This is a genomic window from Salipiger sp. ABN3_019 (assembly GCF_056158605.1).
The window spans coordinates 260,322-281,871 of record NZ_JBSWTP010000010.1; the positions used below are offsets into that span (position 1 = coordinate 260,322).

Consider the following 21,550-nt stretch of genomic DNA (forward strand, 5'->3'; position numbering starts at 1 on the left):
ATGCTGCGCAGGCAAGCTGCTTCCTAATTCAGCAATTAGGGTGAGGCTAACTCAAGCTTTCAGAAGGTATAATTTACTCGAACCTTACTCCGACCGATCAAAGCACCGAGCCCGGCACGACGACACGCCGCAAGGAGAAGACGGTGCGAAACCCCAGCTACGATATCCTGTTCGAACCCGCCAAGATCGGCCCACTGACCGCGAAGAACCGGTTCTACCAAGTGCCGCATTGCAACGGTGGCGGCTATCGCGATCCCTCTGCCGTTGCGGCCATGCGCGGCGTGAAGGCCGAGGGCGGCTGGGGCGTGATCTTCACCGAGCAGACCGAGATGCACCACACCTCGGAGATCACCCCGTTCATCGAGCAGCGCCTCTGGGACGACGCCGACATCCCAGCGCTGCGCCGCATGTCCGACGCGATGAAGACCAAGGGCGCGCTGGCTGGCATCCAGCTGGCCTATTCCGGCATCAACGGCCCGAACCTCTACACCAAGGAGGTGCCGCTGGCCCCCTCGGCGCTGCCGATCCGCACCTTCACCAATGACCCGGTGCAGGCGCGCGCGATGGACAAGACCGACATCCGCGATCTGCGCCGCTGGTTCGTCAATGCTGCCAAGCGCTCGAAAATCGCCGGGTTTGACCTGATCTGCCTCTACGGCGCGCATGGCTTCGGCATCTTCCAGCACTTCCTGTCGCGCGCCACCAATCAGCGCACGGACGAATACGGCGGCTCGCTGGAGAACCGCGCCCGCTTCGTCAACGAGGTGATCGCCGACATGCGCGACGCGGTGGGCGACACCATGGGCATCACCCTGCGTGTCAGCCTCGACGAGACCATCGGCCAGCTCGGCTTTTCCAACGCCGAGGTGCGCGAGTTCATCGAGATGAACGCCGACCTGCCGGACCTCTGGGATCTGGCGCAGGGCACTTGGGAAGATTGCTCGGGCCCCTCGCGTTTTAAGGAAGAGGCGGCGCAGGAGGTGCTGGTCAACGGCATCCGCGAGCTGACCTCAAAGCCGGTGGTGGGCGTCGGCCGCTTCACCTCGCCCGACGTGATGGCGCGGCTGGTGCGGCAGGGCGTGCTCGACTTCATCGGCTGCGCCCGCCCGTCGATCGCCGATCCTTTCCTGCCCAAGAAGATCGAGGAAGGCCGGATCGAGGACATCCGCGAATGCATCGGCTGCAACATCTGCATCACTGGCGACATGACCATGTCGATCAGCCGCTGCACCCAGAACCCCACCTTCATGGAAGAGTGGCGCAAGGATTGGCACCCCGAGACGATGAACGCCAAAGGCGGCAGTTCGAACGCACTGATCGTCGGGGCGGGCCCTGCCGGTCTCGAAGCGGCACGCGCGCTGGCGGTGCGCGGCTATGACGTGGCGCTGGCCGAGGCGGGCACCGAACTGGGCGGCCGGGTCGCCCGTGAGCGGCTGCTGCCCGGGCTTTCGGCATGGGGCCGCGTCGTCGATTATCGCAGCTATCAGCTGTCGCAGCGCGCCAACGCCGAGACCTATTTCGACAGCCGCCTCACCGCGCAGGACATCCTCGAGTTCGGTTTCGAGAACGTGTGCATCGCCACCGGCTCGCACTGGCGCGCCGATGGGGTCTCGCGCCAGCACGTGGTGCCGATGCCCGCCGATCCGGCGATGCCGGTCTTCACCCCCGACGACATCATGGCAGGCAAGCTGCCCAAGGGCGAGGTCGTGCTTTTTGACGACGATCACTACTACATGGGCGGCGTCATCGCCGAGCTGTTGGCCAAGGCGGGCTGCAAGGTGACCTTCGTCACCCCCTCGGCCTATGTGTCGGACTGGACGCTCAACACGCTCGAACAGGCGGCGATCCACAAGCGGCTGGTCGAGGCGGGCGTGAAGATCGTGCTCAACACCGGCATTGCCGAATTGAAGGCGGGCGAGGTCGTGACCGAATGCACCTACACCGGCCGGACCTCGGCCATCGGCTGCGAGGCCGTAGTGATGGTCGCCTCCCGCATCTCTGATGATGCGCTCTATCACGAGCTGAAGGCGCGTGAGGACGAGTGGGCCGACGCTGGCATCAAGTCGGTCAAGCTGATCGGCGACGCGGCAGCCCCCGGCCCGATCGCATGGGCGACCTACGCCGGTCACCGCTACGCCCGCGAGCTCGACATGCCCGACATCGGCGACGCGCTGCCGTTCCGCCGCGAGGTCACGCAACTCGCCTAACCCCCGTCCGGCGCCGCAGGGGAGGGCGGCGCCGGGCCCCAGACACAGGGATCTCACCATGACACGCGGAAAGGCCGTAGAAGTCTTCAACGTCTCGAAACGCTTCGGCGACTATCAGGCGCTCGACCACGTCGATTTCACCATCCACGAGAACGAGTTCTTCACCCTGCTGGGGCCTTCGGGCTGCGGCAAGACCACGCTGCTGCGGATGATCGCCGGCTTCGAGACCCCCAGCGAGGGCGCCATCGTGCTCTTCGGGCAGGAGATCGACCAACTGCCCGCGCACAAGCGGCGGGTGAACACCGTCTTTCAGAGCTATGCGCTCTTTCCGCATATGACGCTGGCGCAGAACATCGCCTTCGGCCTCGAGAACCTCGGCTGGGACAAGGCGCGGCGCGAGGCGCGCGTCGCCGAGATGCTTGAGCTGGTGCATATGACCGCCTTTGCCAGCCGCCGCCCCGATCAGCTTTCGGGTGGGCAACGCCAGCGCATCGCATTGGCCCGCGCGCTCGCCCCCGAACCCAAGGTGCTGCTGCTGGACGAGCCGCTCTCTGCGCTCGACCTGAAGCTGCGGCAGGCCATGCGCGATGAGTTGCGCGCGCTGCAGCGCAAGACCGGCATCACCTTCATCTTCGTCACTCACGATCAAGAAGAGGCGCTCGACATGTCCGACCGCATCTGCGTGCTGGGGCAGGGGCGGGTGCAGCAGATCGGCACGCCCGCCGAGATTTACGAAGAGCCCGAGAACCGCTTTGTCGCTGACTTCATCGGCGAGAGCAATTTCCTCGACGCCGAGGTGATCTCGCTCGACGGGGCGCGCGCGCGGATCCGCACACCGCTGGGGCTGGAGTTCGACGCGGCGCAAAAGGGGCTGACCGGCACCGGCCCGGCCACCATGTCGCTGCGCCCCGAGAAGATCGGCCTACAGGATCAGGCCACGGGCAACGTGATGACCGGCACCATCCGGTCGCGCAACTATATGGGCGGCTACACACATTTCGTCGTCGAGACCGGCGGTGCAAGCCTGCGCGTCTCGCGCCGCAATGCGCTCAGTCAGGCCGAAAGCTACGCCATCGGGCAGGAGGTCCGCCTTGGCTTCCGCGACGAGTTGGTGCGGGTGCTGGCGCAATGAGGGGCGCACGCATCTGGGGCCTGATGCCCGCATGGGTGCTGATGCTGGGCACGCTGATGGTGCCGCTGCTGATCGTCGCCGCCGTCTCGGTGGCCGAGCGCGGCTCCTACGGCGGCTTTGCGTGGGATTTCAACCCGCTCTCCTATCGCGGCATCCTGTTCAGCGAGGATTGGGACGGCAATCTCGTCTTCGATCCCAAGTATCTGGCCATCATCGCCCGTACACTGCTGCTGGCCGGGGCCACGACGCTGATCTGCATGATCCTCGCGTTGCCTGTGGCCTATGTGATCGCCACCCGCCCGCCGCGGATGAAGGCGATTTTGATCTATCTCGTCACGCTGCCGTTCTGGGTGTCGATGATCGTGCGGGTCTATGCGTGGCTGATCATTCTCGGAAACGAGGGTTTCTTGGGCCGCTTCTGGCACTGGATCGGCGGCGAGGGCACGTTGCTCTTCACCCCCGGCGCGATGCTGGTGGGCATGGTCTACAGCTACATCCCGCTGATGGTGCTGCCGGTCTTCGCCGCGATCGAAAAGCTCGACCCGGCGCTGCTGGAGGCAGGGGCTGACCTTTACGCCAGCCGCTGGACCACGGCGCGCCGGGTGATCCTGCCGCTGACATGGCCGGGGCTCGCCGCGGGCGCGGTGCTGGTCTTTGTTCCGGCGCTCGGCACGGTGCTCGAGCCGATGCTGCTGGGCGGCGGCAAGCAGATGATGATGGGCACGCTGATCCAAACTCAGTTCGGCGGCGCGCGCAACTGGCCCTTCGGGGCGGCGGTGGCGCTGGTGCTGATGGCGATGGTGGTCATCGTGCTGCTGATCAACGCGCGCCGCGCGATGCGCAAGGAGGCCCGGGCATGAGCAAGGCGCACAACGTCCGCCACTACCCCGGCTCGGGGCTGGTCACTTGGGTGTTCTTCCTGTGGCTCTACGCGCCCATCGCCGTGGTGATCTGGTTCTCGTTCAACGAAAACCGTCTCGTCTCGGTGTGGACCGGCTTTTCAATGAAGTGGTACGAGGCCGCGCTGACCAACCGCGCGCTGCTCGATGCGCTGCGTGTCTCGCTGACCGTAGCGATCATCGCCACCACCGTGTCGACGCTGGTCGCGCTTTCGGCGGCCATGGTGCTCAGCCGCAACGAGACCATGCGCTTTCGCCGCCTGTCGGAGGCCGTGGTCAACCTGCCGCTGCTGCTGCCCGAGATCGTGGTTGCCGTGGCCTCGCTGATCCTCTTCTCGCAGCTGGGATTCTCGAACGGCATGGCGCGGCTGATCGTGGCGCATTCGGCCTTCTGCACGCCGTTTGCCTTCCTGCCGATCCGCGCCCGGATGCAGGGCATGAGCCGCGATTACGAAGAGGCTGCCAAAGACCTTTACGCATCCCCCTTCACCGCCTTCCGGCGGGTGACGCTGCCGCTGATCCTGCCCGGCGTCTTTGCCGGGGCGATGCTGGCCTTCGTGATCTCGATGGACGATTTCATCACCTCGAACCTGCTCGCCACCGGCGGCACCACCACGTTGCCGGTCTATATCTTCGGCCTGATCAAGCAGGGCACCACGCCCGAGCTCAACGCGATCTCGACCCTGCTGATCCTCGCCTCTCTCATCATCGCGACCTTCGCGCTGGTCCTGTCGGCCCGGTCGATGCGGCGCGGCTGATACCTCCCAACGAAAAACCAACAGGAGAGACATCCATGAAACTCAAGACCCTCCTCGGCGCGGCCACCGCCATCGCGCTGGCGCTGCCGGCCCATGCGGGCGGCACGCTCAATCTCTACACCTGGTCGGATTCCATCGCTCCCGAACTCATCGAGAAATTCGAGGCGCAGACCGGCATGACCGTCAATACCGACGGTTTCCAGTCCAACGAGGATGCGCTGACCAAACTGCAGGCTGGCTCGTCGGGCTATGACATCGTGACCCCCTCGCAGCACTTCGTGAAGATCATGATCGACGAGGGGCTGCTCGAAGACATCGGTGCGAAAAATCTCGCCGCCTACGCGCAGGTGGACGACAAATGGAAGGGCCAGTGGTGGGATCCCGAGAACGCCTATTCGATCCCGCTTGCCTATGGCACCGCAGGTTTTGCGGTGAACCGCGACGTCTATGAGGGCCCGATCGACAGCTGGGAGGTCTATTTCACCCCGCCCGCCGATCTGAAGGGCAAGGTGGCCTCGCTGTCTTACCCGGATGAGGTTGTGGGCGCGGCGCAGCTCTACCTCGGCGTGCCCTTCTGCTCGGAGGACAAATCCGAGATGAAGAAGGTCTACGATCTGCTGATGGCGCAAAAGCCCGACGTGGCCGCCTACAGCTCGGACAACATCGAAAACCGCATCGGCACCGGTGAGGTCGGCGCGCACTTCTGGTGGGACGGCAACGTGCTGAAAACCCGCAACGCAGGCTCGAACATCGTCTACGCCGAGCCCAAAGAGGGTCTCGTCGGCTGGCTCGACAGCTTCGTCGTGCCGAAGGGCGCCGAGAACGTCGAAGGCGCGAAGCAGTTCATCGACTTCATGTCCGAGGTGGAGAACGCGACCATCCAGTACAACTACTACGCCCACTCTTCGCCGGTGGAGCTGGACCTCGAGAAGGCCAAATACACCCCCGAGAACGCCCCCGAGCTGTTCCCGACGGTGCCGGTCGAATTCTCCAAGGCCTGCTCGCCCGCGGCGCAGGATCTGGTGACCAAGGTCTGGACCGACCTGCTGCAATAAGCGCTGAACCCGCAATTGCCACGCCCGGCCGGAGACGCTCTGGCCGGGCGCCTTCCATTGATCGAAAGCCCCGATGCCATGACCCGCACCAGCCCGCAGACGCTCGAAATCCACAATGCGCGCGACATCTTCAGCCGCGCGCCCGTGTCCCTGCGGCTCAAGGATGGGCGGATCGACTGGATCGGTGCGCCCGGTTCCATGCCAGACGGAGAGATGCCCGCACGGCGGATCGAGGCGGAGGGGCTCTGGGTCTCGCCCGGCCTCTGCGACAGTCATCTGCACCTCTTTCAGGGCGGCGTGACGCTGGGCCAGTTGAACCTTTTTGGGATCGACACCCGCGCAGCGTTCGCGGCGGCGCTGACCGCCTATCGCCAAGGCCGCGAAGACAGCCCTTTGCTCTGCGCCATTTCGGCGAATTATGAAATTCTCGGCCCCGGCACGCGGCCCGACCGCCATGCTCTTGATGCGCTGCTGCCCGATCAACCGCTGATGGTCTACGCGGTCGATCTGCACACCGCATGGGCCAACACTGCCGCGCTTGCCGCGGCGGGGCTGATGGATGAAATCCCGGAGGTGAAGAACGCCGAGATCGTGCTCGGAGCGGATGGCAAACCGAACGGCGAGCTGCGCGAGGGCAATGCCATGCGCCTTGTTGGCAAGCTCTCGGCCCATGGCGGGCGCGACAATGCGGCGATGGCGGGCGATGAGCCCGGCCCGGTGAGCGAGGCCGACCGTGCCGCCGACAAGGCTGCCATTGCCGCCGCTATGAAGGCCTGCGCCGCCTATGGGATCACCACCGCCGTCAATATGGACGGCAATCTCTATCAGGCCGAGCTGCTCTCGGAGATGGAGCGGGATGGCGCGCTGCCGATCCGCGTCTCCTTGGCGATGCGGCTGTCGCCCTCGCATGACGACGCCCGCATCAATGAGCTGATCGAGGCCGCCACGCGCAAAGGCTCGGAGAAGCTCTCCTTTGGCCGCATCAAGATGTTCCTCGATGGCGTCTTCGACACATGGACCGCCTATCGCACCGATGATTACCCGGACCGTCAGGGCTTTCGCAGCGCGCCGCTGTTCACGCACGAGCGCTTTACCGCGCTTTGCGAAGAGGCCGATGCGAGGGGGCTGCAAATTCAGGTGCATTGCGTCGGCGATGCCGCCGTGCGCACGGCGCTCGACGGCTATGAGGCGGCGCGCGCGAAGAACGGTGCCCGTGATGCCCGCCACCGGGTCGAGCATATCGACATGCTGCATCCGGACGATCTGGCCCGCTTCGCCGCGCTCGACGTGGTGGCCTCGATGCAGCCGGTGCATCCGCCGGGCTCCAGCGGCCTGCCGCTCGAGCCGACCGTGTCGATCATGGGCCGTGACCGTTGGCAGGACACATTTCCATGGAAGACCCTGCAGGACGCGGGTGCCACGCTCGCCTTTGGCACCGACTGGCCGACCGCGCCGCTCTCGCCGTTCAATGCGATCCATTCGGCGCTCTCGCGAGAGCCGTGGGCCGAGGATGTGCCGGACCAGCGCATTCCGTTCGAGGCGGTGATCGAAGCCTATACGTCCGGCGGGGCCCATGCGCTCTTTGCCGAGGGCACACGCGGGGCGCTGCAGCCGGGCATGGCGGCGGATGTGGTGCTGCTCGATGGCGATCCGCGGGCGCTGGTCGCGGGTGCTGGCGCCTGCCGGGCCGCGCTCACCATCTGCGATGGCGCCGTGGTCTTTGAGGCAGACGCATGAGGCTGGCCCGCGTTGAAGAGCTGCTCGCCACGCTGGTCGGATTTCCCACGGTGTCGGCCAGTTCGAACCTCGCGCTGATCGACTGGGTTGAAGATTTCCTGAGCGGGGCGGGTTTCACCGTGACCCGCATCGCGGCAGAAGGGGCGCCCAAAGCCGGGCTGCTGGCGCGCTTCGGCGCGGGCGATGGGGGCGTTCTGCTGTCGGCCCACACCGATGTGGTGCCAACGGATGGGCAGAGCTGGAGCGTCGATCCGTTTTCCCTGACCCGGCGCGGGGATCGTCTGCTTGGGCGCGGGACCACCGATATGAAGGGGTTCATCGCCTGCGTGCTCGCTCTGGCCGAAACGCTGCGCGACGCCCCGCCCGCGCGCCCGGTGATGATCGCGCTCAGCTGGGATGAGGAAGTGGGCTGCCGCGGCATCCCGCAGATGATCGACCGGGTGATCCCCGAACTTGGCCGCCCTGACCTCTGCATCGTCGGAGAGCCGACGCTGATGCGCCTCGGCATCGGGCACAAGGGCAAGGCGAGCTACCGCGCCACCTGCCACGGCGAGGCGGGGCATTCGGCCATGGCGCCGCGCTTCACCAATGCGCTGCATCTCGCCGCTGACCTGATCGCGGCCCTGCGCGCCGCGCAGGAGCGGTTGAACGGAAGCGGCGCGCAGGATGCGGCCTATGATGTCGCCAGTTCCACCGTGCACGCCGGACGGATGCAGGGCGGCGTGGCGCTCAACATCGTGCCCGAGCATGCCGAGGTGGAGTTCGAAATCCGCCATCTGGCGCAGGAGCGGGCCGAGGACATCCTCGCGGGGATCGAAAGTGGCCTGCCCGAAGGGATCGAGATCACCCGCACCGGCGCCTATCCCGGCCTCGACACCGACCCGTCCCGGCCAGAGATCGCGCCTCTGGCGGCATTGCTGCCCGATGCCGCGCCGCTCAAGGTCTCCTATGGCACCGAGGCGGGCTTCTTTGCCGCGCTGGGGATTCCCACAGTGGTCTGCGGGCCGGGCACCATGGCAGACGGGCACCAGCCCGACGAATCCATCGCCCGCGCTCAGCTGCAGCTCTGCTGCGACGTGCTGGATCGGTTGCTGCGCGGCTGACCCCCGTTCCGGGGCCCGCCTAGGCTCTCTCATCTCGCTGCGATTTTTCCGCGCGGTGCTGCCGCGCGGGTGGACATTGCCCGCGCCCGTGGCCCAAATCGGGGCAAACGGAGCGAGGTGGCATGGATATCGAGGATCTGGCAGCACGGATCGAGGCCGGGGAGCGGCGCGCTCTGGCACGCGCAATCACGCTGGTGGAAAGCGGGCGTGCCGATCACCGGGCGCAGGCAACGGCGCTGATGGAGCGGCTGCGCGGGCAGGGCCGGGGCCGGGAAGGGCTGCGCATCGGTCTCTCGGGCACGCCCGGCGTCGGCAAATCCACCTTCATCGAGGCCTTCGGCATGATGCTGACGGGGCAGGGGCTCAAGGTCGCCGTGCTGGCGGTCGATCCGTCCTCGGCGCGGTCGGGGGGCTCTATCCTCGGCGACAAGACCCGCATGGAGCGGCTCTCGCGCGACCGTAACGCCTTTATTCGGCCCTCTCCGGCGCAATCCCAGTTGGGCGGTGTGGCGCGCCGCACGCGCGAGGCAATCGGTCTGTGCGAGGCCGCTGGCTTCGACGTGATCCTGATCGAGACCGTGGGCGTAGGGCAGTCCGAAACCATGGTGGCTGAGATGTCCGATCTCTTCCTGCTGCTGCTGGCCCCGGCGGGCGGCGACGAGCTGCAGGGGGTCAAGCGCGGGATCATGGAGACCGCCGACATCATCCTCATCAACAAGGCCGATGGCGACCTCAAGGCCACGGCGACACGCACCTGCGCCGACTATGCAGGCGCGCTGCGGCTGCTGCGCAAGCGTCCGCAAGACCCAGACGGTTTTCCCAAGGCGCTCACCGTCTCTGCGCTCGAGGAGGCGGGGCTGGAGGCCGCGTGGCAGGAGATGCAGGCACTGACCGACTGGCGCCGCGAGGCCGGTCAATTTGCCGCCCGCCGCGCCGAGCAGGCCCGCCACTGGTTCGAGGCGGAGGTGCGCGAGGGGCTGCTCTCGCGGCTGCGTCAGGAGCCGGTGCGCGGCGCCATGGCGGCGCTTGCAAGCCGCGTCGAATCCGGCGAGATAGTGCCCGCGCGCGCGGCAGATGAAATCCTCCGGACTTATCTACCGGCCTTTGCCGGGAAGGGCACTTGACGCCAACCGGCCTTGGAGCTAGAGAGGCGCGACCAGATTCCGGGCGCTGTGAAAGCGGCGCCCTTTGATATTGGCGGAAGGCCCGCTTTCGCCCCGAGACATGAAGGAATGGACCAAATGTCGCGCGTATGCGAACTGACCGGCAAAGGCCCCATGACGGGCCACAACGTGAGCCACGCCAACAACAAAACCAAGCGTCGCTTTCTGCCCAACCTGAACGACGTTACTCTGCAGTCGGAAACCCTTGGCCGCGGCGTTAAGCTGCGCATCTCGGCTTCCGCTCTGCGTTCGGTCGACCACCGCGGTGGCCTCGACAAGTTCCTCGCCAAGGCGAAGGACACCGAACTGAGCGCCAACGCGCTGAAAGTCAAAAAAGAAATCGCAAAGGCTCAGACGGCGCAAGCCTAATCTGGTCCACAGAGATTTCCACAGCCCCGAAGCAGCCCGCTTCGGGGCTGTTTTCGTTTGTTTTCATGTATTTGATTTACATTGACCCGCGTGAGCGCCTGATCTTCCCCAGAAGTTATCCCCACGTCATGCCCTTGCGTCGCCTCTGGGGATGGTTCACGAAACCGCAGTAAGCTTCGGTGTTTGGGGAGGAATGTTAAACATGCAGGTGAACCTTTTTGCGGCGATGGCGCTGGCGCTGTCCACAGTGGTAGCCGGACACGCCAAGGCCGAGATCATTGTCGAGGATGCCTACGCCCGCGCGGCCATGCCCTCGGCGCCCACCGGCGCGATCTTCATGACGTTGCGCAACGACGGCCCCGAGGACGAGCAACTCGTTTCGGTTGAGTCGGACGCCGCCGCCAAGACCGAGCTTCACACCCATATCGCCGGCGAGGATGGCGTGATGCGGATGCGCCCGATCGAGGGCGGGCTGGTGATTCCCGCCGGTGGCAGCCACGCGCTGGCCCGCGGCGGCGACCACGTCATGCTGATGGGCCTCAGCCGCCCGCTCGATCAGGGCACACAGGTCGGCCTGACGCTGGGGTTCGAGTCGGGCGAAGAGATTCGCATCGATGTGCCGGTCGATTTGGATCGCTGAGCTTCAGCCCGCCAGCAGCTCCTCAACCCAAAGCGGCACGATCCGGCTCGCCGGTCCGACCCGATGCTCGGCAAAGAGCCGCGAGCCGTCGCTGTCGGCGAGGTTGAGCTCCACCGTATGGGCGCCGGCATAGGTCGCCTCCTGCACGAAACCAGCGGCAGGATAGACCTGCCCGGAAGTGCCAATGGCGGCAAAGAGATCGCAGCTTTCGAGGTGCTCGGCGATCTCGTCCATGTAATAGGGCATCTCTCCGAACCAGACGATGTCGGGGCGCGTCGCCGCGCGCCCGCACGTAGGGCAGGGATCGGCAGGGGCCATGACCAGCGGCGCCGCCCAGCGGGCGCCGCACACGGCGCAGAGCGCGCCTTCAAGCGCCCCATGCATGTGCAGTGCCGAGGCGCCCGCCGCCTCATGCAGCCCGTCGACGTTCTGCGTCACAAGGATCACCTCGCCCGCATGCTCGCGCTGCAGACGCGCAAGGGCGGCATGGGCCGCGTTGGCCGTGGCCTCGGCGGCCTGCGCGCGGCGGGCGTTGTAGAAGTCATGCACCAGCGTGGGGTTGCGGGCAAAACCCTCGGGCGTGGCCACATCCTCGATCCGGTGCTGCGCCCAAAGCCCGCCCTCGTCGCGGAAGGTGCCCAGCCCGCTTTCGGCAGAGATGCCCGCCCCGGTGAGAATGACGATCTTGCCCAGCTTTGCCAATTTGTCCGTCTCCTGCTTTGCGCCTGCCGCGTGGACAGGCTATCACCGGCCCCGGAAGGAGACCCGCATGGCTTACCGTATCCTCTTTGTCTGCTTGGGCAATATCTGCCGCTCTCCCTCGGCCGAGGGGGTGCTGCGTGTGAGGGCCGCAGAGCGCGGCGTCGCGCTCGAGATCGACAGCGCCGGCACCGGAGACTGGCATGTGGGCGAGCCGCCCTACGGTCCGATGCAGCGCGCGGCGCGGACCCGCGGCTACGATCTGTCGCGGCTGCGCGCGCGGCAGGTGGCGGCCGAGGATTTCCACCGCTTCGATCTGATCATCGCCATGGATCCGTCGAACCTCGAAAATCTCGAGCGCTTGCGCCCGGCACAGGGCGGGGCCGAGCTGCGCCTCTTCACCGATTACGCGCCGGGCAGTGGCGCCACCGAGGTGCCCGATCCCTACTACACACGCGATTTTGACGGCACGCTCGAGCTCATCGAACGCGCCGCAGAGGGCCTGCTGGACACGCTTTCGCGCTGAGGCGCTGTTGCGCCGAAGGATCGCCTCGGGCGGTGTGCGCTGCGGCGGGTGGACAGCCCGTGCCGCATGCGCCATTGAGACGCTAGGTAATATCAAGGCGCATCAGGCGTCGGGGCAGATCGAAGGGTAGTAGAATGGCAAACGGAACCTTTGCAGTGCTCATGCTGATCGCGGGTCTCAGCGACATGGGCGTCAATTATTGCGGGACGTCGAACGGCTGCGTCGGCAGCAATGAAACCTCGCCGCGGCTCGCCTTCTCGGCAGGCTCGGTGGTCGAGCGCCACGCCGAGGCGAAGCCCGAGGTCTACCTGCGCTATGATTTCGGTCGCAAGTTCGGCCCCTTCGGTCAGGCCATCGGCGTGTCGCTGGCCGAGGATGGCGAAAGCTGGATCGGCTATGGCGCAACGTGGAACACCGCGCTCGGCAACACGCCCTTCTATGCCGAACTGCACGCCATGCCGGGGCTTTATGCCGACAATGGCGGCTTCGAGCTTGGCGGTCCGATCGAGTTCCGCTCGGGGATCGAACTGGGCTATGAGAACCGCATGGGCTGGCGCTTTGGCCTCAGCTATGATCACCGTTCGAACGCCGACATCTACGACAACAACCCCGGCATCGAAACGGTTCAGTTCCGGGTCAGCATCCCGACCCGCTGAGCGCGCATTTCCGCCGAGCTTGAGACAGGCGTCCCTTGGGGGCGCCTTTTTCTTTGTGCGGCCCAACAAATTCGTCAATTTGGATGTATCGCTTTGGCGCGCCCGCGGAGGCGCTGTACCATGGGCCGCAGACCTCAGAGGGGGAGAGCCCAAATGTCCGCGCATCGCTATCGCATGTCCCACTCCATCGCCGCCTATGTCGCGCCTTTGGCCGCTTGTGCCACGCTTCTGCTGGCGGGCACAGCGCACGCCCAAATGCAGGGCCATGGCGCAGGAGGGCACATGGGAAGCCAGATGGGCGCGGGCATGATGCATGGCCATGGCGCCGATGGCGCCGGGCATGATGAGGTCACCATGCCGGGTCTGCGCGGTCTCAACGCCACGCCCGAGGAAAGCGCCGAGCTTGCCACCCTTTTCCGCAATTTTCCCACCTTCACGCGCGAGGTCACCAATCTGCCGGACGGCATCAGGACGGTGACGCGCTCCTCCGATCCAGAGGTGATGGACGTGCTCATCAGCCATGTCACCGGGATGATCGCGAGGGTCGAGGCCGGGGACGATCCCAAGGTCTTCATCCAGAGCCCGACGCTCGACATCTTTTTCGCCCGCCCCGAGGCAATCAACACGCAGATCGAGGTGACGGACGCCGGGATTGTCGTCACCCAGACCTCGGATGATCCGCAGATGGTCGCGGCGCTGCACACCCATGCCGCCGAGGTTTCGGACATGGCCGCACGCGGCATGCAGGCGGTGCACGAGCGGATGATGCATCAGGGCGGCTGAGCTGCCCGCTTCCAGATTTGGAAAAAGGGCCGGGGTGATCGCCACCTCGGCCCTTTCATCTTTCCCCAAATACTCACCTTCCGCCCGCCCCGCCAAAGCGGCGTCGGGCAGGGGCGCCTCGCTTACCCCAGCGCTTCGTCGCAGCGCGCGCAGGTGGACGAATGGCTGTGCGTGCCCACATCAGGCAGGATCTTCCAGCAGCGCTGGCATTTCTCGCCCTCGGCCTTTTCAAAGACCACGCCCACATTCGGCACATCGGCCATGCGGAAGGCCTCTGCCGGGGCCGGATCGGCGGTGAGCGCGACGTCCGAGGTGATGCAGATATCCTCGAAGGCGACCGACTTCAGCGCCTCGAGCATCTCCGCATCCTCCACATGCACCACCGGGGCCGCCTCGAGCGAGGCGCCGATGACCTTCTCGGTGCGCTGCAGCTCCAGCGCCGCGGTGACTGCGCGGCGAGCAAGGCGCACCTTGCCCCATTTCTCGGCCAGTGCGGCATCGCGCCAGTCGGTCGGGGTGGCGGGGAAGTCCTGCAGGTGCACCGAGCTTTGCTCGCCCGGGAAGCGGTCCAGCCAGACGTCTTCCATGGTGAAGGGCAGCACCGGCGCGAGCCATGTGGTCAGGCGGTGGAACAGCAGGTCCATGACCGTGCGGGCGGCCTTGCGGCGGGCGGTGTCGCCGTCGCAGTAAAGCGCGTCCTTGCGGATGTCGAAGTAGAAGGCCGACAGATCCACGGTGCAGAAGGTGAAAACCTGCTGGAACACGTGCTGGAAGTCATAGGCGCGGTAGCCTTCACGGACCACCTCGTCGAGCTCGGCGAGACGGTGCAGCACCCAGCGCTCCAGCTCGGGCATGTCGGCGGCGTCGACCCGGTCGCTCTCTTCGAAGTGGCCAAGCGCGCCGAGCATGAAGCGCATGGTGTTGCGCAGGCGGCGGTAGCTGTCGGCCACACCCTTGAGGATCTCCGGCCCGATCCGCTGGTCGGCGGTGTAATCGGTCTGGGCGACCCAGAGGCGCAGGATGTCGGCGCCGTACTGTTTGATCACCTCTTCGGGCACGATGGTATTGCCGAGCGATTTGGACATCTTGTTGCCCTTCTCGTCCAGCGTGAAGCCATGGGTGACCACGTTGCGATAGGGCGCGTGGCCGGTGGTGCCGACCGACTGCAGCAGCGAGCTGTGGAACCAGCCGCGGTGCTGGTCGGTGCCTTCCATATAGACGTCGGCGATGCCGTCCTTGGTGCCATCGGCGCGGTCGCGCAGCACGAAGGCATGGGTCGAGCCACTATCGAACCACACGTCGAGCACGTCGTAGACCTGCTCCCATTCATCGGCGTTGTAATCCGCACCGAGGAAGCGCTCCTTCGCGCCTTCCGCGTACCAACAATCGGCGCCCTCGGCCTCGAAGGCCTCGCAGATGCGCGCGTTCACCGCCGGGTCCTTCAGCAGGAAGCCCTCGTCGGTAGGCAGCGCGCCCTTCTTGGTGAAGCAGGTCAGCGGCACGCCCCAGGCGCGCTGGCGCGAGAGCACCCAGTCCGGACGCGCTTCCATCATCGAGTAGAGACGGTTGCGGCCCGATTGCGGTGTCCATTTCACCTGATCGATGCAGGTGAGGGCACGGTCGCGGATGGTCTTGCCGTTCTCGTCCTGCCCGTCCTGCACGTCGCGGTCGATGGCGGCGAACCACTGCGGCGTGTTGCGGAAGATCACCGGCGCCTTGGAGCGCCAGCTGTGCGGGTAGGAGTGGGTGACCCGGCCACGCGCGATGATGCCGCCAGCCTCGACCAGCTTGGCGATCACGGCGTTGTTGGCCTTGCCTTCCTTGCCCTTCTGATCGAACACGCGCAGCCCGGCGAAGAACGGCACATGCGGCAGGAACTCGGATTCCTCGCCCACGTTGTGGGTCATCCGGTCGATCCAGTTGCGCTTGACGAAACACTCATAGTCGTCGGCGCCGTGGCTGGGGGCCGTGTGCACAAAGCCGGTGCCCGCGTCGTCGGTGACATGGTCGCCGTCGATCATCGGCACGTCGTAGTCCCAGAACCCCTCGGCGCCGTCGACGCCGCGCAGCGGGTGGGCGAGGGTCATGCCCGACAGTTCATCGGCCGAAACGCTGCGCTTGCGCGAGACCATATCGGGCTCGAGGCGGGCGGCTTTGAACACGTCGCCGGCCAGCTTGTCGGCCACGACGTAGAGATCGCCCACCGAGCACCAGCATTCCTCGGGGGTGCCGGTGACCTCGTAGAGGCCGTATTCGATCTGCGGGTGATAGGCGACGGCCTTGTTCGACGGGATGGTCCAGGGGGTGGTGGTCCAGATCACCACGCGCGCGCCATCAAGCTCGCCGCCCGAGACGATTTTGAACGGCACCCAGATCGTGTGCGACTTGTGGTCGTGGTATTCGATCTCGGCCTCGGCCAGCGCGGTCTTTTCGACCGGCGACCACATGACCGGCTTCGAGCCCTGATAGAGCGTGCCGTTCATCAGGAACTTCTGGAACTCTTCCGCGATCACCCGCTCGGCGTGGAACGCCATGGTCAGATAGGGATCGTCCCAGTTGCCGGTGATGCCAAGGCGCTTGAACTCGTCGCGCTGGATGTCGACCCAACCTTCGGCGAACTTGCGGCATTCCTGCCGGAAGTCGATGACCGGAACCTCGTCCTTGTTCTTGCCCTTCTTGCGGTACTGCTCTTCGATCTTCCACTCGATCGGCAGGCCGTGGCAGTCCCAGCCCGGCACATAGCGCGCATCATGGCCCATCATCTGGTGCGAGCGCACGATCATGTCCTTGATCGTCTTGTTCAGCGCGTGGCCGATGTGCAGGTGACCGTTGGCGTAGGGCGGGCCGTCGTGCAGCGTGAAGGGCGTGCGCGTGCCGTCCTCGGCCTTGTCGCGCAGCCGGTCGTAGATGCCGATCTTGGCCCAACGCTCCAGCCATTCCGGCTCGCGCTTGGGCAGGCCCGCGCGCATCGGAAAGTCGGTCTTCGGAAGGTTCAGCGTGTCCTTGTAGTCAGGCGTCTGGGTGGTGGTGTCGGCGCACATGTTCTGCGGTCCCGGAAATGATGTCGGATGTCTGAGAAAGGTCGGCGCGGCGGTCCATACGCCTTGTCCCGGCGGCTCTATTGATCAGAGCGCCGGGCATGTAATTCGAATGATGATCGCATTGCGGGGCATCATGCGCGCCTTATAGGCAAGCGACTCGCGATGGTCCAGAGCTTGCGCGCGGTGCCCAAGGCTGGTGCCGAAATACACGCCATGGGCGGAAATCCCCCGGTGACGCTGCGGCAGTCCGGCGCTCTGGCGCCGCCTGGCCCCAGGCGCTGGCGGGGATCGGCCAATGCCCCAAGGGGGATTTGGCGGCTGCGCGCCGAATTCCGCAATCGCGAAGGAAGTGAAGGACCCTCCGGACCAAAATGAGGTTGTTACGGGCAGACGCAGTGCACGCCGGGCTTTCGCGGCCCGTGCCGGGTGCACCCATAGTGAACCCATGGAGGCTCGATGGCCTATCGTGACGAAGATCTGCCGCGTGGCGGCGCCTATGGCTCGACCCTGAGGGCAGAGCCGACCATGCGTATTGCAGAGCCGCCGCAGACCGGCGCCTTCGGTAATTTTGCCGGAGGTCTTCTGGTGGCGGTCCTGCTTGTGCTCGGCCTGATGGTCGGGATCGGAACCCTGCGCGTGCACGGGGATGGGGACCTCCCCGCCGCCACGCCGGGGGGCGGAGCCATAAGCTCCGTTCCGGGGGAGTGAGGCGGTACCGACGCTGCCGGCTTCCTGAGTGCGCCGGCCAATTGTGGCTGGCGTTTGGTACCCTCTCGTCCTGCCGCAAGGGACCCGCTACCACTCACGGATGGTCCGGGCGGGGGGCTGCTTTTTGATGGAGCCCGCGTAACGGGGTCTCCTCTGGCCAGCGCCGCCGGTGAATGCTCTCGCGATCCGTCGCGGCGCTGGCTGCCCTCAAAGCGCGCCGTCAAAGCGCGAAAAGTCGCCCGACGACAAAGGCGATGCCCGCGGCCGTGCCGCCGATGGCCAGCGTCTCGAGCCCCGAGCGCCACCACGGGCTGAGCGACCAGCGGCTCTTGTAGGCGCCGATCGCGAAGAAGCAGGCGAGCGTCAGCACGGTGGTCACTGCCAGAGCGTTCTCCAGCCCCAGAACGAAGGGCAGCAGCGGCACCAGCCCGGCGGCGAGGAAGGCGGCGAACGTGGCCAGCGCGGCGCGCATCGGCTGCGGGTCCACCGACGACAGCCCATGATCGCCGGCCAGCAACTGCCTGCACCAATTCTCGGGTTTGGCGGCGATCTGTGCTGTCGCCGCCTCCAGCACCTCACCGGAGAGACCCTGCCGGGCCAAATGCGCGCGCAGGTCGCGGCGGGCCGCCTCTGGAGCGGTGTCGACACGGGTGCACTCGGCCAGCCGAAGCCGCTCCAGATCGTCGCGCTCGGCCTTGGTGCCCGAATAATTGCCCGCCGCCATCGAGAACCCGTCGGCCAGCACATTGGCAAAGCCTAGCGCGAGGATGATGAAGGGCGACAGCTCGGCTCCGGCCACCCCGGCGACGATGGCGAAAGTGGTCACCGATCCGTCGATGGCGCCATAGACGATGTCGCGCAGCCGTCCGTGGCCCTCGGGCTGCGGCAGGTCGGTGGAGATGTCGGGCTGGCTGGTCATGCGGCTGGCTCCTGCTTGCGGGCATAGAGTGACCCTGCCGCAGCGCGCGCGCCTTGTCTTTGATCAACTTGTCTTTGATCAACTTGCCTTTGATCATCCTGCGCCGCGATGGACGCCGCCGCCAGATGGCGCGCTCAGCCCTTGCTGCTGTCCTTCATCACCAGCCCGGCCAGCGCGGTGCGGATGATGTCGCGCACCGGCGGGCGTTTGCGGCGGATGAAGGGCAGGGGGCGGCAGACCTCGATCGCCGCCACGCCGACCCGCGCGGTCAGCGCGCCATTCACCATCCCCTCGCCGAAGCGGCGCGAGAGCTTGCCCAGAAGGCCGCCGCCGAGCACCGGCTCGAGCATGTCGTCCCCGATCGCCACCGCGCCAGTGGCCACCAGATGCGACATCACCGCCCGCGTCAGCCGCCAGCTGCCCAGCGTGCCCGAACGCCCGCCGTAGATCTCGGCGATGCGGCGGATCATGCGGATGTTGGATGAAAGCGCGGCGATCACATCGACCAGCGCCAGCGGCACCAACGCAGTCACCGTCGCCACCTGCCGCGCCGCCGCCTCGACCTCGCGCCGGGCGGCGCGGTCGAGCGGTTCCAGAAGTTCGTTCTCGGCCAGCCCGATCAGCCCCGAGGCGTCAAAGACCTCCTCGCCGCGCTCTTTTAGCCGCTGCCGGCCCCAGCGCGTGTCCTCGCGACCCGCGTAGAGCGACGACAGATCGGCCACCAGCTTGCGCGCCGCCTTGAGGTCTTCGGCAGCCAGCGCGGCATCGGCGGCGCGGTGCAGCGCATCCACCTTGGCAAGCCGCGAGATCGCCGCCAGTTCCTTGACCACGATGGCCAGCGCGACCAGCACAAAAAGCGCAATGAGCACCGTCACCGCCAGCCCCAGCAGCGGCACCGAGGCAATGAGATCGGTCACGAAGCGCCATGCGGCGATCGAGATCAGCGTGGTCAGCAGCGTGCCCGCCAGAGCCCAGAACCAGCGCGCCAGCTTCGACGGGCGGCGGGCGGCGAGCGCCGCGGCGGTGGTCATCGCCTGCCCCTGCGGGCCGGGAAGGTCGGGCTCGGGCACCGGCGGTGCCTCGGACGGGCTGGCCGCCGGTCCTTGATCCTCGTCGAGATCAATCAGGATCGGGCCCTGACGCGGCGGTTTGTTCGGGGGCAGGTCGCTCATCCGCGGGCCTCCATGCTGGGGGAGGCCTGCGCCTCCCAGACGTAGAAAAGATCGGGCAGGCCCTCGTCATTGGCCGAGCCGTCGCCGCGGCGCATGACCGCAAATCCGGCGCGCTCGTAGAACCGCCGGGCCTGCGTGTTGGCGACGAAGGTCCAGAGCTCCAGCCGTTCAGCGGCCTCTTTCGCCGCATCAAGCAGCGCCCGTCCGACGCCGCTTCCCTGCGCCTGCGGTGTCACGAAGAGCGCATGCACATAGCCCTCCTCGCGGGCCAAAAAGCCCTGCAGCCGCCCGTCTTCGGCCTCGGCCACGGTGACCCAGCCGCGCGCGATCATCTGACCGGCGTGGGCGATGTCTTCGGCGCCGCTGTGCAGCACCGGCTTCCACGGGTGCGCCGCCACCGCGTCGGAGATCATCGCACCAAGCTGGCCCGCATCGGTGGAGCGCGCCGCGCGCAGGGTCGGGGCAGGGGCGCTCACAGCCGGTCCCCAAAGAGGAACTGCGCCGCGCGGTCGAGGCGGATATGCGGCGGACCCTCGCCGGGTTTCAGCGTGAGCGGGGCCGGGGCGAAGCGCATGATCTCATAGTCATCGCCCAGCCATTGCTCGGCCCCTTCGCGCGCCGGGGTCAGCAGATGTGCCGGATCCTCGGGCAGCGCACCGGGATAGAAGGCCGCCTGCCGTCCGCGCGAGCCATCGGGGTTCAGCAGCGTGCCGCGCACACAGTCAAGCTCGCGCCCCTCATGCGGCAGCGTCTGCTCGACGGTGGCACGCAGCGCGGCCATGGACATCGCCGAGGTCTCGGCTCCCGCGAACCGCGCACGGTCGCGGGCCTCGCGGGTCAGCGCCTCCATGATCGCGGTCAGCCGCCCGTGTTGGCTGTGGTGCAGGTGGTCGGCCTTGGTGGCGGCAAAGAGGATCTTTTCCACCCGCCGCCCGCGCAGCAATTGCGTCAGCCACGCATTGGGGCCGGGACGAAAGGCGCCGAGGATCCCGGCCATGGTGCGGCGCAGATCCTCCAGCGCCTGCGGCCCGGCGTGGATCGCGCCAAGCGCATCCACCAGCACGATCTGCCGGTCGATGCGCGAAAAGTGATCGCGGAAGAAGGGTTTGACGATCTGCGACTTATAGGCCTCGAACCGCCGCTCCATCTCGCGCCAGAGCCCGCGCCGCGCGGGGTCGTCGGGCTTGGGCAGCGGCGCGAAGGTCAGCGCCGGGCTGCCTTCCTTCTCGCCGGGCAGCAGGAAGCGCCCCGGCGTACAGTCCGAAAACCCCGCCTCGCGGGCAATGTTCAGCGCCTCGGTGAAAGAGGCGGCCAGCGCCTTGGCCTTCGGCTCGGAGAACTCCTCGTTGGGATCGACCCCGCCGATCAGCGCAAGGAAAGGCTCGGCGCCGGGCCGCTGCGGCAGGCGTTTGAGTGTCGCGTCGGTCCACGCCTCAAAGCTCTGTTCGAGCAGCGAGAGGTCAAGCAGCCATTCGCCCGGGTAGTCGACGATATCGAGATGCAGGGTGCGCGGCCCCTGTAGCCCCGCCAGCATGCCCGTGGGGCGCACCTTCAGCGACAGCCGCAGTTCGGAAACCGCGCGCGTGCTCTCGGGCCAATGCGGCGTGCGGGCGGTGAGCGCGGCGAGATGGGTCTCATAGTCGAAGCGCGGCACCGTGTCGTCGGGCTGGGGCTGCAGATAGGCGGCGAGGATGCGCGCCTCGGCCTCGGCAGCCAGCTGCGGCATGCGCCCGCGGTCGAGCAGATTGGCCACCAGCGAGGTGATGAAGACGGTCTTGCCCGCCCGCGACAGCCCGGTGACGCCGAGGCGGATCACCGGCTCGAAGAAGGTTTCAGACAGCGTGTCACTGACGTTGCCGACGCCGCGGCTGAGCGTGTCGGCAATGGTTCCGATGACCAAAGTGGAGCCCCTCGTTCTGCGTTTGATGTAACAGATAGAGGCGGATGCGCCCGGTTGCCAGTGGTGCGGGCCAAGGTTGCAGT

The 21,550-nt window shown here is 66.6% G+C and carries 20 protein-coding genes; 14 read left to right on the forward strand and 6 right to left on the reverse strand.

Translation table 11 applies throughout. The features are described 5' to 3' along the window. Nucleotides 1-143: 143 nt before the first annotated feature. The 10 genes from ACXAD2_RS23235 to ACXAD2_RS23280 all read left to right on the forward strand — a co-directional run bounded on the left by ACXAD2_RS23235 (nt 144) and on the right by ACXAD2_RS23280 (nt 11,063). Entirely contained in the window at nt 144-2,207 is a 2,064-nt protein-coding gene (locus tag ACXAD2_RS23235) for an oxidoreductase (RefSeq protein ID WP_475175654.1), read from the forward strand. Nucleotides 2,208-2,265: 58 nt separating this feature from the next. Further along, nucleotides 2,266-3,339: an ABC transporter ATP-binding protein gene (locus ACXAD2_RS23240; protein ID WP_475175657.1), complete on the forward strand. Its 1,074-nt coding sequence runs from the start codon at nt 2,266-2,268 to the stop codon at nt 3,337-3,339. Next, nucleotides 3,336-4,199 (forward strand): ABC transporter permease, encoded by an 864-nt coding sequence (locus tag ACXAD2_RS23245; RefSeq protein ID WP_066107956.1) that lies wholly within the window; start codon nt 3,336-3,338, stop codon nt 4,197-4,199. Before ACXAD2_RS23240 ends, ACXAD2_RS23245 begins: the two co-directional genes overlap by 4 nt. Continuing rightward, a complete protein-coding gene (locus ACXAD2_RS23250) occupies nt 4,196-4,996 on the forward strand; it encodes an ABC transporter permease (RefSeq protein ID WP_475175660.1) in 801 nt (266 codons plus the stop codon). The genes ACXAD2_RS23245 and ACXAD2_RS23250 overlap by 4 nt, the downstream gene beginning before the upstream one ends. 35 nt (nt 4,997-5,031) lie before the next feature. After that, nucleotides 5,032-6,051, forward strand: coding sequence for an extracellular solute-binding protein (locus ACXAD2_RS23255; RefSeq protein ID WP_475175663.1), 1,020 nt, complete (start codon nt 5,032-5,034; stop codon nt 6,049-6,051). Between the two features lie 78 nt (nt 6,052-6,129). Then, nucleotides 6,130-7,788 carry an amidohydrolase gene (locus ACXAD2_RS23260; RefSeq protein ID WP_475175665.1) on the forward strand — a complete coding sequence of 553 codons (1,659 nt, stop codon included), beginning with the start codon at nt 6,130-6,132 and terminating at the stop codon, nt 7,786-7,788. Next, nucleotides 7,785-8,891, forward strand: coding sequence for an acetylornithine deacetylase (argE, locus tag ACXAD2_RS23265; RefSeq protein ID WP_475175667.1), 1,107 nt, complete (start codon nt 7,785-7,787; stop codon nt 8,889-8,891). Before ACXAD2_RS23260 ends, argE begins: the two co-directional genes overlap by 4 nt. Nucleotides 8,892-9,013: 122 nt before the next feature. Then, nucleotides 9,014-10,015 carry a methylmalonyl Co-A mutase-associated GTPase MeaB gene (meaB, locus tag ACXAD2_RS23270; protein WP_475175671.1) on the forward strand — a complete coding sequence of 334 codons (1,002 nt, stop codon included), beginning with the start codon at nt 9,014-9,016 and terminating at the stop codon, nt 10,013-10,015. A 117-nt stretch (nt 10,016-10,132) separates the two neighbouring features. Beyond that, nucleotides 10,133-10,423: a 50S ribosomal protein L28 gene (gene rpmB, locus ACXAD2_RS23275; protein WP_066107943.1), complete on the forward strand. Its 291-nt coding sequence runs from the start codon at nt 10,133-10,135 to the stop codon at nt 10,421-10,423. A gap of 202 nt (nt 10,424-10,625) precedes the next feature. After that, complete coding sequence (locus ACXAD2_RS23280; protein ID WP_475175676.1) at nt 10,626-11,063, forward strand: copper chaperone PCu(A)C; 438 nt, start codon at nt 10,626-10,628, stop codon at nt 11,061-11,063. 3 nt (nt 11,064-11,066) lie between these two features. Here the strand turns inward: ACXAD2_RS23280 and ACXAD2_RS23285 are convergent, their stop codons facing one another. Continuing rightward, nucleotides 11,067-11,756, reverse strand: a complete 690-nt coding sequence (locus ACXAD2_RS23285; protein WP_475178369.1) for an NAD-dependent deacylase — start codon at nt 11,754-11,756, stop codon at nt 11,067-11,069. 76 nt (nt 11,757-11,832) lie between these two features. Here ACXAD2_RS23285 and ACXAD2_RS23290 point away from each other — a divergent pair, with 76 nt between their 5' ends. The 3 genes from ACXAD2_RS23290 (at nt 11,833) to ACXAD2_RS23300 (ending at nt 13,727) form a co-directional block, all read left to right on the forward strand. Beyond that, nucleotides 11,833-12,288, forward strand: a complete 456-nt coding sequence (locus ACXAD2_RS23290; RefSeq protein ID WP_475175679.1) for a low molecular weight protein-tyrosine-phosphatase — start codon at nt 11,833-11,835, stop codon at nt 12,286-12,288. A 134-nt stretch (nt 12,289-12,422) separates the two neighbouring features. Continuing rightward, complete coding sequence (locus ACXAD2_RS23295) at nt 12,423-12,944, forward strand: acyloxyacyl hydrolase (protein WP_475175682.1); 522 nt, start codon at nt 12,423-12,425, stop codon at nt 12,942-12,944. A 282-nt stretch (nt 12,945-13,226) separates the two neighbouring features. Next, entirely contained in the window at nt 13,227-13,727 is a 501-nt protein-coding gene (locus ACXAD2_RS23300) for a hypothetical protein (RefSeq protein WP_475175686.1), read from the forward strand. Between the two features lie 122 nt (nt 13,728-13,849). Here ACXAD2_RS23300 and ileS read toward each other — a convergent pair whose 3' ends face one another. Continuing rightward, entirely contained in the window at nt 13,850-16,768 is a 2,919-nt protein-coding gene (gene ileS, locus ACXAD2_RS23305; RefSeq protein ID WP_475175690.1) for an isoleucine--tRNA ligase, read from the reverse strand. A gap of 456 nt (nt 16,769-17,224) precedes the next feature. Between ileS and ACXAD2_RS23310 the strand changes: the two genes are divergently transcribed. Next, on the forward strand, nt 17,225-17,476 hold the full coding sequence (locus tag ACXAD2_RS23310) for a hypothetical protein (protein ID WP_475175691.1): 252 nt from the start codon (nt 17,225-17,227) through the stop codon (nt 17,474-17,476). 220 nt (nt 17,477-17,696) lie between these two features. Here the strand turns inward: ACXAD2_RS23310 and ACXAD2_RS23315 are convergent, their stop codons facing one another. From ACXAD2_RS23315 to ACXAD2_RS23330, 4 genes are all read right to left on the reverse strand, one after another. Next, nucleotides 17,697-18,395: a VIT1/CCC1 transporter family protein gene (locus ACXAD2_RS23315; protein WP_475175694.1), complete on the reverse strand. Its 699-nt coding sequence runs from the start codon at nt 18,393-18,395 to the stop codon at nt 17,697-17,699. Nucleotides 18,396-18,529: 134 nt separating this feature from the next. Next, nucleotides 18,530-19,567, reverse strand: coding sequence for a YcjF family protein (locus ACXAD2_RS23320; protein ID WP_475175698.1), 1,038 nt, complete (start codon nt 19,565-19,567; stop codon nt 18,530-18,532). Next, nucleotides 19,564-20,043, reverse strand: a complete 480-nt coding sequence (locus ACXAD2_RS23325; protein ID WP_475175700.1) for a GNAT family N-acetyltransferase — start codon at nt 20,041-20,043, stop codon at nt 19,564-19,566. Before ACXAD2_RS23325 ends, ACXAD2_RS23320 begins: the two co-directional genes overlap by 4 nt. Next, entirely contained in the window at nt 20,040-21,467 is a 1,428-nt protein-coding gene (locus tag ACXAD2_RS23330) for a YcjX family GTP-binding protein (protein ID WP_475175703.1), read from the reverse strand. Before ACXAD2_RS23330 ends, ACXAD2_RS23325 begins: the two co-directional genes overlap by 4 nt. Nucleotides 21,468-21,550 lie beyond the last annotated feature (83 nt).

Coding starts and splice junctions, on each gene's coding strand:
- ACXAD2_RS23255 (WP_475175663.1), top strand. CDS start 5,032: ATGAAACTCAAGACCCTCCTCGGCGCGGCCACCGCCATCGCGCTGGCG.
- argE (WP_475175667.1), top strand. CDS start 7,785: ATGAGGCTGGCCCGCGTTGAAGAGCTGCTCGCCACGCTGGTCGGATTT.
- ACXAD2_RS23290 (WP_475175679.1), top strand. CDS start 11,833: ATGGCTTACCGTATCCTCTTTGTCTGCTTGGGCAATATCTGCCGCTCT.
- meaB (WP_475175671.1), top strand. CDS start 9,014: ATGGATATCGAGGATCTGGCAGCACGGATCGAGGCCGGGGAGCGGCGC.
- ACXAD2_RS23280 (WP_475175676.1), top strand. CDS start 10,626: ATGCAGGTGAACCTTTTTGCGGCGATGGCGCTGGCGCTGTCCACAGTG.
- rpmB (WP_066107943.1), top strand. CDS start 10,133: ATGTCGCGCGTATGCGAACTGACCGGCAAAGGCCCCATGACGGGCCAC.
- ACXAD2_RS23320 (WP_475175698.1), bottom strand. CDS start 19,567: ATGAGCGACCTGCCCCCGAACAAACCGCCGCGTCAGGGCCCGATCCTG.
- ACXAD2_RS23315 (WP_475175694.1), bottom strand. CDS start 18,395: ATGACCAGCCAGCCCGACATCTCCACCGACCTGCCGCAGCCCGAGGGC.
- ACXAD2_RS23310 (WP_475175691.1), top strand. CDS start 17,225: ATGGCCTATCGTGACGAAGATCTGCCGCGTGGCGGCGCCTATGGCTCG.
- ileS (WP_475175690.1), bottom strand. CDS start 16,768: ATGTGCGCCGACACCACCACCCAGACGCCTGACTACAAGGACACGCTG.
- ACXAD2_RS23300 (WP_475175686.1), top strand. CDS start 13,227: ATGGGAAGCCAGATGGGCGCGGGCATGATGCATGGCCATGGCGCCGAT.
- ACXAD2_RS23295 (WP_475175682.1), top strand. CDS start 12,423: ATGGCAAACGGAACCTTTGCAGTGCTCATGCTGATCGCGGGTCTCAGC.
- ACXAD2_RS23245 (WP_066107956.1), top strand. CDS start 3,336: ATGAGGGGCGCACGCATCTGGGGCCTGATGCCCGCATGGGTGCTGATG.
- ACXAD2_RS23260 (WP_475175665.1), top strand. CDS start 6,130: ATGACCCGCACCAGCCCGCAGACGCTCGAAATCCACAATGCGCGCGAC.
- ACXAD2_RS23240 (WP_475175657.1), top strand. CDS start 2,266: ATGACACGCGGAAAGGCCGTAGAAGTCTTCAACGTCTCGAAACGCTTC.
- ACXAD2_RS23250 (WP_475175660.1), top strand. CDS start 4,196: ATGAGCAAGGCGCACAACGTCCGCCACTACCCCGGCTCGGGGCTGGTC.